14 protein-coding genes are annotated in these 14,420 nt (G+C 57.5%); 10 read left to right on the forward strand and 4 right to left on the reverse strand.

Annotated elements, in window-relative coordinates; genetic code table 11:
* The first annotated feature begins 256 nt into the window (after positions 1-256).
* The 4 genes from osmY to GVO84_RS03275 all read left to right on the forward strand — a co-directional run bounded on the left by osmY (position 257) and on the right by GVO84_RS03275 (position 3,115).
* Entirely contained in the window at positions 257-874 is a 618-nt protein-coding gene (gene osmY / locus GVO84_RS03260) for a molecular chaperone OsmY (RefSeq protein ID WP_032660819.1), read from the forward strand.
* Between the two features lie 127 nt (positions 875-1,001).
* Entirely contained in the window at positions 1,002-1,163 is a 162-nt protein-coding gene (locus GVO84_RS03265) for a DUF1328 domain-containing protein (RefSeq protein WP_003856556.1), read from the forward strand.
* 120 nt (positions 1,164-1,283) lie between these two features.
* Positions 1,284-2,336, forward strand: a complete 1,053-nt coding sequence (locus tag GVO84_RS03270; protein WP_159515471.1) for a patatin-like phospholipase family protein — start codon at positions 1,284-1,286, stop codon at positions 2,334-2,336.
* Positions 2,333-3,115 carry a TatD family hydrolase gene (locus GVO84_RS03275; protein ID WP_159515472.1) on the forward strand — a complete coding sequence of 261 codons (783 nt, stop codon included), beginning with the start codon at positions 2,333-2,335 and terminating at the stop codon, positions 3,113-3,115. Before GVO84_RS03270 ends, GVO84_RS03275 begins: the two co-directional genes overlap by 4 nt.
* On the opposite strand, the gene GVO84_RS03280 is transcribed toward GVO84_RS03275, so the two are convergent.
* Together GVO84_RS03280 and GVO84_RS03285 are read right to left on the reverse strand one after the other, a co-directional pair.
* On the reverse strand, positions 3,110-3,970 hold the full coding sequence (locus GVO84_RS03280; protein WP_159515473.1) for a YjjW family glycine radical enzyme activase: 861 nt from the start codon (positions 3,968-3,970) through the stop codon (positions 3,110-3,112). The two genes, GVO84_RS03275 and GVO84_RS03280, sit on opposite strands and share 6 nt — an antisense overlap.
* The gene (locus GVO84_RS03285) at positions 3,945-5,492 is read right to left on the reverse strand and encodes a YjjI family glycine radical enzyme (protein ID WP_159515474.1); all 1,548 of its coding nucleotides are present in this window, start codon (positions 5,490-5,492) and stop codon (positions 3,945-3,947) included. Before GVO84_RS03285 ends, GVO84_RS03280 begins: the two co-directional genes overlap by 26 nt.
* A gap of 262 nt (positions 5,493-5,754) precedes the next feature.
* On the opposite strand from GVO84_RS03285, the gene deoC reads away from it, so the two are divergent.
* From deoC to deoD, 4 genes are all read left to right on the forward strand, one after another.
* Entirely contained in the window at positions 5,755-6,534 is a 780-nt protein-coding gene (gene deoC / locus GVO84_RS03290) for a deoxyribose-phosphate aldolase (protein ID WP_201283086.1), read from the forward strand.
* Between the two features lie 109 nt (positions 6,535-6,643).
* Positions 6,644-7,966: a thymidine phosphorylase gene (gene deoA, locus GVO84_RS03295; RefSeq protein WP_121425080.1), complete on the forward strand. Its 1,323-nt coding sequence runs from the start codon at positions 6,644-6,646 to the stop codon at positions 7,964-7,966.
* 52 nt (positions 7,967-8,018) lie between these two features.
* Positions 8,019-9,242, forward strand: a complete 1,224-nt coding sequence (gene deoB / locus GVO84_RS03300; protein ID WP_159515475.1) for a phosphopentomutase — start codon at positions 8,019-8,021, stop codon at positions 9,240-9,242.
* A 105-nt stretch (positions 9,243-9,347) separates the two neighbouring features.
* Complete coding sequence (deoD, locus tag GVO84_RS03305; RefSeq protein ID WP_010427122.1) at positions 9,348-10,070, forward strand: purine-nucleoside phosphorylase; 723 nt, start codon at positions 9,348-9,350, stop codon at positions 10,068-10,070.
* 85 nt (positions 10,071-10,155) lie between these two features.
* Here the strand turns inward: deoD and lplA are convergent, their stop codons facing one another.
* Positions 10,156-11,172, reverse strand: a complete 1,017-nt coding sequence (lplA, locus tag GVO84_RS03310; protein WP_159515476.1) for a lipoate--protein ligase LplA — start codon at positions 11,170-11,172, stop codon at positions 10,156-10,158.
* Between the two features lie 39 nt (positions 11,173-11,211).
* A complete protein-coding gene (locus GVO84_RS03315; protein WP_159515477.1) occupies positions 11,212-11,856 on the reverse strand; it encodes a YtjB family periplasmic protein in 645 nt (214 codons plus the stop codon).
* 117 nt (positions 11,857-11,973) lie between these two features.
* Between GVO84_RS03315 and serB the strand changes: the two genes are divergently transcribed.
* Together serB and radA are read left to right on the forward strand one after the other, a co-directional pair.
* On the forward strand, positions 11,974-12,942 hold the full coding sequence (gene serB / locus GVO84_RS03320; RefSeq protein ID WP_025757501.1) for a phosphoserine phosphatase: 969 nt from the start codon (positions 11,974-11,976) through the stop codon (positions 12,940-12,942).
* Between the two features lie 74 nt (positions 12,943-13,016).
* The gene (gene radA / locus GVO84_RS03325) at positions 13,017-14,402 is read left to right on the forward strand and encodes a DNA repair protein RadA (RefSeq protein ID WP_014068810.1); all 1,386 of its coding nucleotides are present in this window, start codon (positions 13,017-13,019) and stop codon (positions 14,400-14,402) included.
* Positions 14,403-14,420: the final 18 nt, after the last annotated feature.

The following is a 14,420-nucleotide window of genomic DNA, read 5'->3' on the forward strand; positions in this document are numbered from 1 at the left end:
CTGTCTTATTAATCCCTTGCGGAATGTTCTTAATTCAACGCAATTTTACGCTATTCGCGCGTTTTTTACCCAATTCTGAAAGCGGCTCTGTGAGAGTGATCTATATTTAACTCAGTGTTTAACACCGGGCGTGGATAAATTAACTGTTCAATGCATGACTTTAGGTTGTCCATTTTGCCCGCGTGTTTATTCGCAATATATAAAACTACTAAGGAAGTATGTAGCCCGAATAACGGGTCAACACAGGAATAGATCGATGAATATGACAAGACTGAAGATTTCGAAAACTCTGCTGGCTGTAACCCTGGGTAGCGTTCTGGTGAGCGGTTCCGCCCTGGCGGAAAGCACCACCATGGATAAAGCACAGTCCACTGCCGATACCGCAGGGCAAAAAATCGATAGCTCTATGAATAAAGTCGGCAACTTCATGGATGACAGCTCAATCACAGCAAAAGTGAAAGCCGCACTGGTGGATGATGAATCCATCAAAAGCACCGATATTTCCGTTAAGACCGACAAGAAAGTGGTCACGCTGAGCGGCTTCGTGGAAAGCCAGGCTCAGGCCGAACAGGCGGTGAAAGTCGCGAAGGGCGTCGAAGGTGTTGCCTCCGTCAGCGATAAGCTGCACGTACGTGACGGCAAAAACGCGTCGGTGAAAGGTTATGCCGGTGATGCCGCTACCACCAGCGAAATCAAAGCTAAACTTTTAGCAGATGACATCGTGCCGTCTCGTAAGGTGAAAGTGGAAACCACCGATGGTGTGGTTCAGCTTTCCGGTACGGTAGATTCGCAGGCGCAAAGTGAACGCGCCGAGTCCATCGCGAAAGCGATTGACGGTGTGAAAAGCGTTAAAAACGATCTGAAAACGAAGTAAATCTGGACCATTCGCCCGTCTGGCTAACACCTGCGGGCGAAATAAGAACGACTCTGGAAGAACGCCGGTGAGTGACCTGAGCGCTCACGTTTAGCGGCCGACATTAACTATGGTAAAGGAGAAGCTTATGTTTCGTTGGGGCATTATATTTCTGGTTATCGCGTTAATTGCCGCCGCATTGGGCTTTGGTGGACTGGCAGGTACAGCGGCATGGGCAGCTAAAATTGTCTTCGTTGTGGGTATTATTCTGTTCCTGGTCAGCCTGTTTACGGGTCGTAGACGTCCGTAGCAAACGCAATATTCCTTCAACAAAATAAAGCCAGTCACTGCGACTGGCTTTTTCTTATTTGCGGAACAGGTCGGGTGCGTTACTGTGGTGTTATAAAATAATCAAAACAGGAAAGCAGAGGTGGGGCAACGAATTCCCGTTACGCTCGGCAATATTGCGCCGCTGACGTTAAAGCCGTTTCGCGCAGGTCAACTCGCGCTGGTCTGCGAAGGTGGAGGACAGCGCGGCATTTTCACCGCCGGCGTGCTGGATGAATTTATGCGCGCGCAGTTCAACCCGTTTGACCTTTACTTCGGCACCTCTGCCGGCGCGCAGAACCTCTCTGCCTATGTCTGCAACCAGCCCGGCTACGCGCGAAAGGTCATTATGCGCTACACCACGGCGAAAGAATTTTTTAATCCGGTGCGCTTTGTGCGCGGCGGCAACCTGATCGATCTCGACTGGCTGCTGGAGTCGACCTCCTGCCAGATGCCGCTGGCCATGGATACTGCCGCCCGTCTGTTTGATAGCGGCAAAGAATTCTGGATGTGCGCCAGCCGGGGCGATGACTATTCGCCGGGCTATTTTTCTCCTCAGAAGGAGAACTGGCTGGACATCATCCGCGCCTCCAGCGCGATCCCCGGCTTTTATCGTACCGGCGCCCTGCTGGACGGCATTAGCTATCTGGACGGCGGGATCAGTGACGCGGTGCCGGTACAGGAGGCCGCCCGACGCGGGGCGAAAACCATTGTGGTGATCCGTACCGTACCGTCGCAAATGTATTACACCCCGCAGTGGTTTAAACGGATGGAGCGCTGGCTGGGCGACAGCAGCCTGCAGCCGCTGGTGAACATCGCGAAGCAGCATGAAACCACCTACGGCGCGATGCAGCGCTTCATTGAAAAACCGCCGGGTAAGCTGCGTATTTTTGAAATCTATCCGCCTAAGCCGCTGCTGAGCATGGCCCTGGGCAGCCGCGTTCCTGCGCTGCGCATGGATTACAAAACGGGGCGGCTGTGCGGGCGCTATTTCCTGGCAACGGTGGGGAAAATGCTGGCGGAGCAACCGCCGCTTCATCGCCATAAACGCATTATTATGCCGCCTGCGATTGTCGCCAACGACCCGCTGACCATGCCGCTGGTGGATATTCCCCAGGCGAACGATGTTCCACTGGATAACGAGGATCTGGCGTGACGCACCGCTTTGTCGATACCCACTGCCACTTTGATTTCCCGCCGTTTACGGGGGATGAAGCGCAAAGTATTGCGAGAGCTGCCGAGGCAGGCGTTCAGGCCATCATTGTGCCGTCAGTGGAAGCGGTATATTTTTCCCGGGTGCTGGATCTTTCCATGCGGTACCCCGCGCTCTATGCCGCGCTCGGCCTGCATCCGATTGTGATTGAGAGGCATCTTGATGAGCACATTGAGAGGCTTGATGAGGTCCTGCAGACCGCAGGAGACAAACTTGTCGCCATCGGTGAGATCGGCCTCGATCTTTATCGCGAGGATCCGCAGTTTGAGCGCCAGCAGACGATCCTCGACGCGCAGCTCAGGCTGGCGAAGCGCCACGATCTGCCGGTGATCCTCCATTCAAGACGTACGCACGATAAGCTGACGATGCACCTGAAACGCATCGATTTGCCGCGCAGGGGCGTAGTGCACGGTTTCTCCGGCAGCCTGCAGCAGGCGCAGCGTTTTATTGAGCTGGGCTATAAAATCGGCGTCGGCGGCACCATCACCTATCCGCGCGCCAGTAAAACCCGTGACGTGATGGCACAGCTGCCGCTGTCGGCGCTTCTGCTGGAAACCGACGCGCCGGATATGCCGCTGAATGGTTTTCAGGGTCAGCCGAATCGTCCGGAACAGGCGGCGCGCGTGTTTACCACCCTGTGTGAACTGCGAAAGGAGCCTGAAGAGGTGATTGCCGACGCGCTGCTTGAAAATACCCGTTCGGTATTTGGCATCACGCTATAGGTAAAGCGCCGGACGGATCACCGTTATCTTCTGTTTTTCCAGCGCCAGCGCCAGCGGCTCAACGTCCTCGGGCGTGGCGCTGCGCCATGAGGCCGCCTCACCGTAAACGCCATGCGCATGAAACGCGTTGATGCGCACCGGCACATTCCCAAGCCCGTGGATAAAGGTCGTTAGCGGTTTGAGATGTTCCAGGTAATCACATTGCTCTGGGATGACCAATAAGCGGAGTTCCGTCAAACGGCGGCGATCGGCCAGCCAGCGGATGCTCTGCTTAATCTGCGGGTTTTCGCGCCCGGTCAGGAAGCGGTGATGCTCGTTCCCCCACGCCTTCAGATCCAGCATCGCGCCATCCAGTACCGGCAGCAGCTTTTGCCAGCCGGTTTCGCTTAACAGACCGTTGCTGTCTACCAGGCAGGTGAGGTGACGCAGGGCGGGATCGGCTTTGATCGCGTTGAACAGGGCTATCAAAAACGGCAATTGCGTTGTGGCTTCACCGCCGCTCACGGTGATCCCTTCGATAAACGGTGCGGATTTGCGGATCTGGGTGAGGATCTCATCCACGCTGAAGCGGTGCGCCATAGGCGTTGCCTGCTGCTGGCACAGGTGCAGGCAGGTGTCGCACTGCTGGCAGTCACTCTCCTGCCACCAGACGCGTCCGGCCTGAATGGTCAGCGCGTCGTGCGGACAGTGGGGCACACAGTCCCCGCAGTCGTTGCAGCGGCCGATCGTCCACGGGTTGTGGCAGGTTTTGCAGCGCAGGTTGCAGCCCTGCAGGAACAGGGCCAGGCGGCTGCCCGGTCCGTCCACGCAGGAAAAAGGAATGACCTGACTAACTAAAGCGCATCTGCTGTTCATGGCTAATCACGCGCGGCTGACGTTCCAGAATACGGGTATTGCGTGCGGCCTCTTCTCCCAGCCACGTGGTATTGGTGCGCGATCCGGCTTCCCGGTATTTCTCCAGATCCGACAAGCGAACCATATAACCGGTCACGCGGACCAGATCGTTACCCGCCACGTTGGCGGTAAATTCCCGCATTCCCGCCCTGAACGCGCCCAGGCAAAGCTGAACCACCGCCTGCGGGTTGCGTTTTACCGTCTCCTCCAGGGTGAGAATATCGCTGATTCCGGCGTGATAGTGTTTGTGATGCGGCGCAACGGCCAGCAGATGGCTGATGGGATCCGGCTCGTCGCCATAGGGCAAGCGCGCGCCCGGTGTGGTGCCGGAGTCGGAGCTAATCCCCGATTGCGCGTGGAGCATCGCGCGGTGCTTCCAGCCGTGCTTCACCGGCGTGTTTTCCACAAACGTCGCAAGCTGTTCGCTGATGCGATAGCCCAGCGCGTTGGCCTGTTCGTCCTTTCCGTAGCGTCCCGCTATTCCTGCTTTCTCACAGAGCGCGTTTACCGCTTCCGCCAGGCCGTACATGCCAAACATGGGCACAAACCGATCGGCATCAATCAGCCCCTCTTTTGCCAGGAAGCTATTTTCAAAGAAGCCAGACTGCCCGTACAGAAAATCGCAGCGCGCATTGATGATGGCAATTTGCTGCTGGCAGTAGTGCGGGAGCGCGCGGGTAAAGAAGTCTTCAATGGATGTGCTGCGTTCAGCAATGGCTTTGAGGTTAAGGCGCACCAGGGTGCTGCCACCGCCTGCAAGCGGCAGGGAGTTGTAACAACTCACAACGCCGTAACGGCCTTTTGTGAAAATTTTATCATTCATCGGGCCATTAGAAATGTGCGGTTTGCTGCATTCACATATGTTTTTTGCCACCTCAAGCAGCAGGTCGTCCGGGGTGATATCGGGATCGTAGATAAAGGTCAGGTTCGGTGCGACCTGCTTCAGCTCTGCGTCGGCACGCAGAATGGCGCGTGTGACGGGCGTATCCGCCGGGCCGATATTGGCGTGCATAAACGCATCCGGCAGCGTACGGTCGAGATAGCGCCAGAAACGTTTTATTCTGCTATCGATCTCTTCTTGTGTTATAATTCTAACATATGGAGTTAATATCGCATCAAGCTGACCGAGATAGACCGGCATCGATGTGACGGACGGAACATGGTGGTAGAGGATGGTTAACAGCGAGAGGGCGTCGTCGAGATCTTTCGCCCCTTCCAGCTCCAGCCACTCTGAACCGTTAGCCAGAAATTTTGCGTAATCCGGCAGAACGTAACGGGGTTTGTAAGGCGCGTGACCTTCGAACATGTCGCAGATAAACCCTTCGTCCAGCGCGGCTCGCGCGGCCTCAGGAAGTGCCGGATAAGGCAGGTTGTTTTCCGCTTCCAGCGCCAGAAAATGACGTTTTTGTTCCGGGGTTAACACCGGGCTTGTCACAATGTGCTGGCAACGTTGTTGCAGGGCGTCGGGGCTGGAGTGGGGCATATTCGCTTCCTTGAGTGTTCTGCGGATGATGAACGGATTGTAGGAAGCCAGCCTGTCGGGGCTTTTGATCCGACAGGGGGTATCGCTGCTTTAGTCGACAATTTACGCGCTAAAGTTTGAAGAAGATCTCATTACAGTAATGCAAATTTGTACGCAGTTTTCATTAACTGTGATGAATGTCGAAGTGTGGATGCGGGTGAATGTTAGAATACTCACAGACCCGCAAGGTAAAATTTATACGGCACTGCCGTTGGAGAATGTTATGACCGATTTAACTGCAAGCAGCCTGCGCGCGTTGAAACTGATGGACCTGACCACCCTGAACGATGACGACACCAATGAAAAAGTCATCGCCCTGTGCCATCAGGCGAAAACGCCGGTGGGTAACACCGCAGCCATCTGTATCTACCCGCGCTTTATCCCGATTGCCCGTAAGACGCTGAAAGAGCAGGGCACGCCGGACGTGCGCATTGCAACCGTAACTAACTTCCCGCATGGCAACGATGATATCGAGATTGCGCTGGCAGAAACCCGCGCGGCGATTGCCTACGGCGCAGACGAAGTTGACGTGGTGTTCCCATACCGCGCGCTGATCGCCGGCAACGAGCAGGTTGGTTTTGACCTGGTGAAAGCCTGTAAAGAGGCCTGCGCGGCGGCAAACGTGCTGCTGAAAGTAATCATCGAAACCGGCGAGCTGAAAGAAGAGGCGCTGATTCGTAAGGCGTCTGAAATTTCCATCAAAGCCGGTGCGGATTTCATTAAAACCTCTACTGGTAAAGTGCCGGTGAATGCGACTCCAGAAAGCGCGCGCATCATGATGGAAGTGATCCGCGACATGGGCGTGTCCAAAACCGTTGGTTTCAAACCTGCGGGCGGCGTGCGTACTGCCGAAGACGCGCAGCAGTTCCTGGCGATTGCCGACGAGCTGTTTGGCGCCGACTGGGCCGATTCCCGCCACTACCGCTTCGGCGCGTCCAGCCTGCTGGCCAGCCTGCTGAAAGCGCTGGGTCACGGCGACGGTAAGAGCGCAAGCAGCTACTGATTGCCAGATAATGCCGGATGACGCTTCGCTTATCCGGCCTACAGGATCGTAGGGCGGGTAAGCGTAGCGCCACCCGCCACAACTCCCCCGATTCCGCATGGAGGTTACCGTGTTTCTCGCACAAGAAATTATTCGTAAAAAACGTGATGGTCATGCATTAAGCGACGAAGAGATCCGCTTCTTTATCAACGGCATTCGTGATAACACCGTCTCAGAAGGGCAGATTGCGGCTCTGGCGATGACCATTTTCTTCCACGATATGTCGATGCCTGAGCGCGTGTCGCTGACCATGGCGATGCGAGATTCAGGAACCGTTCTGGACTGGAAAAGCCTCAACCTTAACGGCCCGATTGTGGACAAACACTCCACCGGCGGCGTGGGCGACGTGACGTCTCTGATGCTCGGCCCAATGGTGGCAGCCTGCGGCGGCTACATCCCGATGATCTCCGGGCGCGGCCTGGGCCACACCGGCGGTACGCTCGACAAACTGGAAGCCATTCCGGGCTTCGATATCTTCCCGGATGACAGCCGCTTCCGCGACATTATTAAAGACGTTGGTGTGGCGATTATCGGCCAGACCAGCTCTCTTGCTCCGGCAGACAAGCGTTTCTACGCGACCCGCGATATCACCGCGACCGTTGACTCCATCCCGCTGATTACCGCGTCGATTCTTGCCAAAAAGCTGGCAGAAGGTCTGGACGCGCTGGTGATGGACGTGAAGGTGGGTAGCGGCGCGTTTATGCCGACCTATGAACTTTCTGCTGCGCTTGCCGAAGCGATCGTTGGCGTCTCCAACGGCGCGGGCGTGCGCACCACCGCGCTGCTCACCGACATGAACCAGGTGCTGGCCTCCAGCGCCGGTAACGCGGTCGAAGTGCGTGAGGCGGTACAGTTCCTCACCGGCGAATACCGTAACCCGCGTCTGTTCGACGTCACCATGGCGCTGTGCGTTGAGATGTTAATCTCCGGCAAGCTGGCCAAAGACGATGCAGAAGCGCGCGCGAAGCTGCAGGCGGTGCTGGACAACGGCAAAGCGGCGGAGATCTTTGGCCGCATGGTTGCGGCGCAGAAAGGCCCGACCGATTTCGTCGAACACTACGCGAAATACCTGCCAACCGCGATGCTCAGCAAAGCCGTTTACGCAGATACCGAAGGCTTCGTTTCCGCAATGGACACCCGCGCGCTCGGCATGGCGGTGGTCTCGATGGGCGGCGGACGCCGTCAGGCATCGGACACCATTGATTACAGCGTCGGCTTTACCGATATGGCCCGTCTGGGCGACAGCGTTGACGGTCAACGTCCGCTGGCGGTGATCCACGCCAAAGACGAAGCCAGCTGGCAGGAAGCGGCGAAAGCGGTGAAGGCAGCCATTACGCTTGACGATAAAGCGCCGGAAACCACACCGACTGTCTATCGCCGTATCACCGAATAGCGGTATACTGATCTGATCAATCATTTTTAAGCACTACGTACGGAGAACAATTATGAAACGTGCATTTATTATGGTGCTGGACTCATTCGGCATCGGCGCAACCGAAGATGCAGAACGTTTTGGTGACGTGGGTTCCGATACCATGGGTCACATCGCGGAAGCCTGTGCGAAAGGCGAAGCGGACAACGGTCGTAAAGGCCCTCTGACTCTACCCAACCTGACCCGCCTCGGTCTGGTGAAAGCGCATGAAGGTTCTACCGGTAAAATCGCAGCCGGTATGGACGGCAACGCGGAAGTCGTGGGCGCCTACGGCTGGGCTCACGAGCTCTCCTCCGGTAAAGACACCCCGTCTGGCCACTGGGAAATCGCCGGTGTGCCGGTGCTGTTCGACTGGGGTTATTTCTCCGATCACGAGAACAGCTTCCCGCAGGAGCTGCTCGATAAGCTGGTGAGGCGCGCCAATCTGCCGGGCTACCTCGGCAACTGCCACTCTTCCGGGACCGTAATTCTGGATGAGCTCGGCGAAGAGCACATGAAAACCGGCAAGCCGATTTTCTACACCTCCGCTGACTCCGTGTTCCAGATTGCCTGCCACGAAGAGACCTACGGCCTGGATAAACTCTACGAGCTGTGCGAAATCGCCCGTGAAGAGCTGACCGAAGGCGGCTACAACATTGGCCGCGTGATCGCGCGTCCGTTTATCGGCGACAAAGCGGGTAACTTCCAGCGTACCGGTAACCGTCACGACCTGGCCGTTGAGCCACCGGCGCCAACCGTGCTGCAGAAGCTGGTTGAAGAGAAAGACGGCCACGTGGTTTCCGTGGGTAAAATCGCGGATATCTACGCCAACTGCGGCATCACCAAAAAAGTGAAAGCCACCGGTCTGGATGCGCTGTTCGATGCCACCATCAAAGAGATGAAAGACGCGGGCGACAAGACCATTGTCTTCACCAACTTCGTGGACTTCGACTCCTCCTGGGGCCACCGTCGCGACGTCGCAGGCTATGCGGCCGGTCTGGAACTGTTCGACCGTCGTCTGCCGGAGCTGATGGAGCTGGTGGGTGAAGATGACATTCTGATCCTGACCGCGGACCACGGCTGTGACCCAACCTGGACCGGTACCGACCACACCCGTGAGCACATTCCGGTGCTGGTGTACGGCCCGAAAGTGAAGCCGGGCTCGCTTGGTCACCGTGAAACCTTCGCGGACATCGGCCAGACTATCGCGAAATACTTTGGTACGTCTGACATGGAATATGGCAAGGCCATGTTCTGATGTCATTGCCGGGTGGCGGCTGCGCCTTACCCGGCCTACAAAACCGTAGGCCCGGTAAGCGAAGCGCCACCGGGCAAAAAAAATTCAAATGAAAAGGAACTGAAGATGGCAACTCCTCACATTAATGCAGAAATGGGTGATTTCGCTGACGTCGTATTGATGCCGGGCGACCCGCTGCGCGCGAAGCACATTGCTGAAACCTTCCTGGAAGACGTGCGTGAAGTGAACAACGTTCGCGGCATGCTGGGCTTCACCGGTACCTATAAAGGCCGCAAAATCTCCGTGATGGGCCACGGCATGGGTATCCCATCCTGCTCCATCTACACCAAAGAGCTGATCACCGACTTCGGCGTGAAGAAAATCATCCGCGTTGGCTCCTGCGGCGCGGTGCGCATGGACGTTAAGCTGCGCGACATCGTTATCGGTATGGGCGCCTGCACCGATTCCAAAGTTAACCGCATGCGTTTTAAAGACCATGACTTCGCGGCGATTGCTGACTTCGGTATGGTGCGCGACGCGGTTGACGCGGCAAAAGCGCTGGGCGTTGAAGCGCGCGTGGGTAACATCTTCTCTGCTGACCTGTTCTATGCACCGGACGGCGGCGAGATGTTCGACGTGATGGAAAAATACGGCATCCTGGGCGTGGAAATGGAAGCGGCGGGTATCTACGGCGTTGCGGCTGAGTTCGGTGCGAAAGCGCTGACCATCTGCACCGTGTCCGACCATATCCGTACCCACGAGCAGACCACCGCTGCCGAGCGTCAGACGACCTTCAACGACATGATCAAAATCGCGCTGGAATCCGTTCTGCTGGGCGATAAAGAGTAAGAGCTGTTGAGCCGGGTGGCGGCTTCGCCTGACCCGGCCTATGGTTTTGTAGGCCCGCTAAGCGCAGCGCCAGCGGGCTTTTTAACTAGCGCACGGCCTGTGCAATCCATGCTGACAAATCTCTTAACTCTTTTTCCTGCCCCGGGAAATCTCCAATCAACGCGTCGCATTCCTGCTGCAGCATATCCGCCCGGTACAAACAGCCCTGCAAACGTGCCGCGAGTGCTTCCAGCGGCGCCGGGTTCAGGCTATCGGTAAACACCTGCGTGCGGGTGATATGGCCTTTCTCCACGTCAAAATGCAGCTCCACGCCGCCCCAGGTAAAACGCTCATCCAGCAGATGGGAAAACGCAGGTGCCTGGCCGAAGTTCCACTCCCAGCTGCTCTGGCGGGCGAAGGTGTCGGCGAAGTTGGGCAGGTCCGGGGTTTTGTCAGGGGAGATCACTTCTGCCTCCACGCGCTCGCCGTAATATTCAAAGAACGCGTCACGGATCGCATCGCAAATCTGCTCGTGAGTAATGCCCGGCAGCAGCTCCACCAGATTCGCCACGCGCCCGCGCACGGAGGTAATCCCTTTAGCCTGGAGCTTTTTCTTGTCCGGATTCAGGTAGTTCGCCAGACGGCTCAGGTCAGCGTTCAGCAGCAGGGTGCCGTGATGGAAGCCGCGATCCATGGTTTCGCGGTAGGCGGAGCCGGAGACCTTCCGGTCGCCCTCGGGGGTTTTCACCACCAGATCGTTACGCCCGGACGCTTCCGCCGTCACGCCGAGTGAATTGAGGGCGTTAAGGACGATGGAGGTTGAGATGGTTTTGTCGTACTCCGGTTTGCCCGCCATAAAGGTAAAGCAGGTATTGCCCAGATCGTGAAACACCGCGCCGCCGCCGCTGCTGCGGCGTGCCAGACGGACGTTGTCCTCTTCCATGCGCCGCGTATTGCACTCTTTCCACGGGTTTTGCGCGCGGCCAATGACCACCGTATCGGCGTTACGCCAGAGAAACAGTACGCGCTGGGTAGCGGGCATCTGGCGGAAGATGCACTCTTCTACCGCGAGATTAAACCAGGGATCGTAAGAGTCAGAGATAAGCAGGCGTAACGTCGTCATGGCAAAGTTCCTTTTCCGAATCGTTCGCCTACTTTATCACTATTCTTTATTCTCGCTCTCTTCGTCTTCGGGGACGGATTTGCTGGCGGTCAGCAGGAACGGGGATTGCTGCCAGCGCGAGCGCTTGCCGCGAAGCAGGGTACGTGCCAGCACAACGCCGATGGCGAGTGAAAGCAGCAGCATCAGGCGCAGAATATTGGTGGTATTATCGACCTGTTTGGCTTCAGTAGGCAGGGTGTGGGTATCGAGGGTCAGGCGCAGATAGCCCAGCGGACCATTCTTCCCCTGAATAGGTTCGACGATCTGCTGGTTAAAATAGCCCCCGGCTTTTTTACCGTCCAGCGCCAGCCTGTCGCGCACGTCGACGTGCTCGCCCGCGCGGGCAATCAGGTTGCCTTGCTCATCATAGACGCCGGCATCAAGAATGCGGCTGTTCTCCGTGAGCAGGCGTAAAACCTGGCCTATCCGCTTATCGTCCGGCGTTTCGGTACGCATGGACGGCGCGACGTTGAGCGTCACCTGGCGCGCCAGCGTGCGGGCCAGCTCTTCAAACTGCGGGTTACGTTGCCGTTGATGGTTCTGGCTAAACCACGATGCCCCTTGCATCAGCACCACTAATAGTGCGAGACAGGAAAGGACAATCACGGCGCGATGAAGCCGGAATTTCAGTTTTGCGCGAGCCATATTCCACCTGCTGAAAATTTACGGCTTAATGTTGCCAGAAGTGATGGTTACAGGGTAGCCTCATGCGTTATTTTCCCTCTGCAACCTTCCGGCGCGAACGAAATTACAGGAGCTTTAATGCCGAACATTACCTGGTGTGACCTGCCAACGGATGTCTCTTTATGGCCAGGATTGCCGCTCTCTTTAAGTGGCGATGAGGTGATGCCTCTGGATTACCACGCCGGTCGTAGCGGCTGGCTCCTCTACGGACGCGGTCTGGATAAGCAACGCCTGACCCAGTATCAAAGCAAGCTGGGTGCGGCGATGGTCATCGTCGCCGCCTGGTGCGTGGAAGACTACCAGGTTATTCGCCTGGCGGGTTCCCTGACGCAGCGCGCAACGCGTCTGGCGCATGACGCCGGGCTGGACGTCGCGCCGCTGGGTAAAATCCCACACCTGAAAACCCCTGGCCTGCTGGTCATGGACATGGACTCAACCGCCATTCAGATCGAGTGTATTGACGAGATTGCGAAGCTGGCGGGCAGCGGCGAGCTGGTGGCGGAAGTCACCGAACGTGCGATGCGCGGCGAGCTGGACTTCACCGCCAGCCTGCGCCAGCGCGTGGCGACACTGAAAGGGGCCGATGCCAACATCCTGCGCCAGGTGCGCGACGTGCTGCCGCTGATGCCAGGTCTGACGCAGCTGGTGCTGAAGCTGCAGTCCCTCGGCTGGAAAGTGGCGATCGCTTCCGGTGGCTTCACCTTCTTTGCGGATTACCTGCGGGAAAAACTGCATCTGACCACCGTGGTGGCCAATGAGCTGGAGATCATGGACGGCAAGCTGACCGGCCAGGTGATCGGCGATATCGTGGATGCCCAGTACAAAGCCAATACGCTGACGCGTCTGGCGGAAAAATATGAAATTCCGGTTGTCCAGACCGTCGCCATCGGGGACGGCGCGAACGACCTGCCGATGATCAAAGCGGCCGGACTGGGCATTGCCTACCACGCCAAGCCAAAAGTGAATGAAAAGACGGAAGTCACTATCCGTCACGCTGACCTGATGGGGGTGTTCTGCATTCTCTCCGGCAGCCTTAATCAGAAATAACGGTCTGCTTTGTAGGCCGGGTAAGCCTAAGCGCCACCCGGCACGCAGGCCGCACAGAAATAACGAGGTAAACCGTGGCGAAAGCTCCAAAACGCGCATTTGTCTGTAATGAATGTGGTGCGGATTATCCGCGCTGGCAGGGGCAATGCAGCGCCTGCCATGCCTGGAACACCATCACCGAAGTGCGTGGTGTGGCGGCTTCGCCGAGCGTGGCCCGCAACGAGCGCCTGAGCGGCTATGCCGGTAACGCGGGCGTGGCGAAGGTGCAAAAACTCTCGGACATTAGCCTCGAAGAGCTGCCGCGCTTCTCCACCGGGTTCAAAGAGTTTGACCGCGTGCTCGGCGGCGGCGTGGTTCCGGGCAGCGCCATTCTGATCGGCGGTAACCCGGGGGCGGGTAAATCGACCCTGCTGCTGCAAACGCTCTGCAAGCTCGCCGAACAGATGAAAACCCTGTACGTCACGGGCGAAGAATCTTTGCAGCAGGTGGCGATGCGCGCGCACCGTCTGGGCCTGCCGACCGGCAACCTGAATATGCTGTCGGAAACCAGCATCGAGCAGATCTGCATGATCGCCGAAGAAGAGCAGCCGAAGCTGATGGTGATCGACTCCATCCAGGTGATGCACATGGCGGACATTCAGTCCTCGCCGGGCAGCGTCGCGCAGGTGCGTGAAACCGCAGCTTACCTGACGCGCTTTGCCAAAACGCGCGGCGTGGCGATTGTGATGGTCGGCCATGTGACCAAAGACGGCTCGCTGGCCGGACCGAAGGTGCTTGAACACTGTATCGACTGCTCCGTGATGCTCGACGGCGACGCGGATTCCCGCTTCCGTACCCTGCGCAGCCATAAGAACCGCTTTGGCGCGGTGAACGAACTGGGCGTGTTTGCCATGACCGAACAGGGGCTGCGCGAAGTCAGCAACCCGTCGGCTATCTTCCTGAGCCGGGGAGATGAGATCACCTCCGGCAGCTCGGTGATGGTGCTGTGGGAAGGGACGCGCCCGCTGCTTGTCGAAATTCAGGCGCTGGTGGACGTGTCGATGATGGGCAACCCGCGGCGCGTGGCGGTTGGTCTGGAACAGAACCGTCTGGCGATCCTGCTGGCGGTGCTGCACCGTCACGGCGGGCTGCAGATGGCGGATCAGGACGTCTTCGTTAACGTGGTCGGCGGCGTCAAAGTCACTGAAACCAGCGCAGACCTGGCGCTGCTGCTGGCGATGGTCTCCAGCCTGCGCGACCGACCGCTGCCGCAGGATCTTGTCGTCTTCGGCGAAGTGGGCCTCGCCGGGGAGATCCGTCCGGTGCCCAGCGGTCAGGAGCGTATCTCCGAGGCAGCAAAACACGGCTTCCGCCGGGCGATCGTTCCCGCCGCCAACGTGCCGAAAAAAATCCCGGAAGGGATGCAGGTATTTGGCGTGAAGAAACTCGCAGATGCGTTAAATGTCTTTGACGACTTATAATTACGTAAAATTGATTTT

It is taken from the genome of Enterobacter sp. SM3, assembly GCF_009811935.2.
Classification (GTDB): domain Bacteria; phylum Pseudomonadota; class Gammaproteobacteria; order Enterobacterales; family Enterobacteriaceae; genus Enterobacter; species Enterobacter asburiae_D.

Bases quoted from the DNA above. Each gene is read 5' to 3' on its own strand.
- osmY (WP_032660819.1), top strand. From the start codon at position 257: ATGAATATGACAAGACTGAAGATTTCGAAAACTCTGCTGGCTGTAACC.
- GVO84_RS03265 (WP_003856556.1), top strand. From the start codon at position 1,002: ATGTTTCGTTGGGGCATTATATTTCTGGTTATCGCGTTAATTGCCGCC.
- GVO84_RS03280 (WP_159515473.1), bottom strand. From the start codon at position 3,970: ATGAACAGCAGATGCGCTTTAGTTAGTCAGGTCATTCCTTTTTCCTGC.
- GVO84_RS03285 (WP_159515474.1), bottom strand. From the start codon at position 5,492: ATGCCCCACTCCAGCCCCGACGCCCTGCAACAACGTTGCCAGCACATT.
- deoC (WP_201283086.1), top strand. From the start codon at position 5,755: ATGACCGATTTAACTGCAAGCAGCCTGCGCGCGTTGAAACTGATGGAC.
- deoB (WP_159515475.1), top strand. From the start codon at position 8,019: ATGAAACGTGCATTTATTATGGTGCTGGACTCATTCGGCATCGGCGCA.
- deoD (WP_010427122.1), top strand. From the start codon at position 9,348: ATGGCAACTCCTCACATTAATGCAGAAATGGGTGATTTCGCTGACGTC.
- lplA (WP_159515476.1), bottom strand. From the start codon at position 11,172: ATGACGACGTTACGCCTGCTTATCTCTGACTCTTACGATCCCTGGTTT.
- GVO84_RS03315 (WP_159515477.1), bottom strand. From the start codon at position 11,856: ATGGCTCGCGCAAAACTGAAATTCCGGCTTCATCGCGCCGTGATTGTC.
- serB (WP_025757501.1), top strand. From the start codon at position 11,974: ATGCCGAACATTACCTGGTGTGACCTGCCAACGGATGTCTCTTTATGG.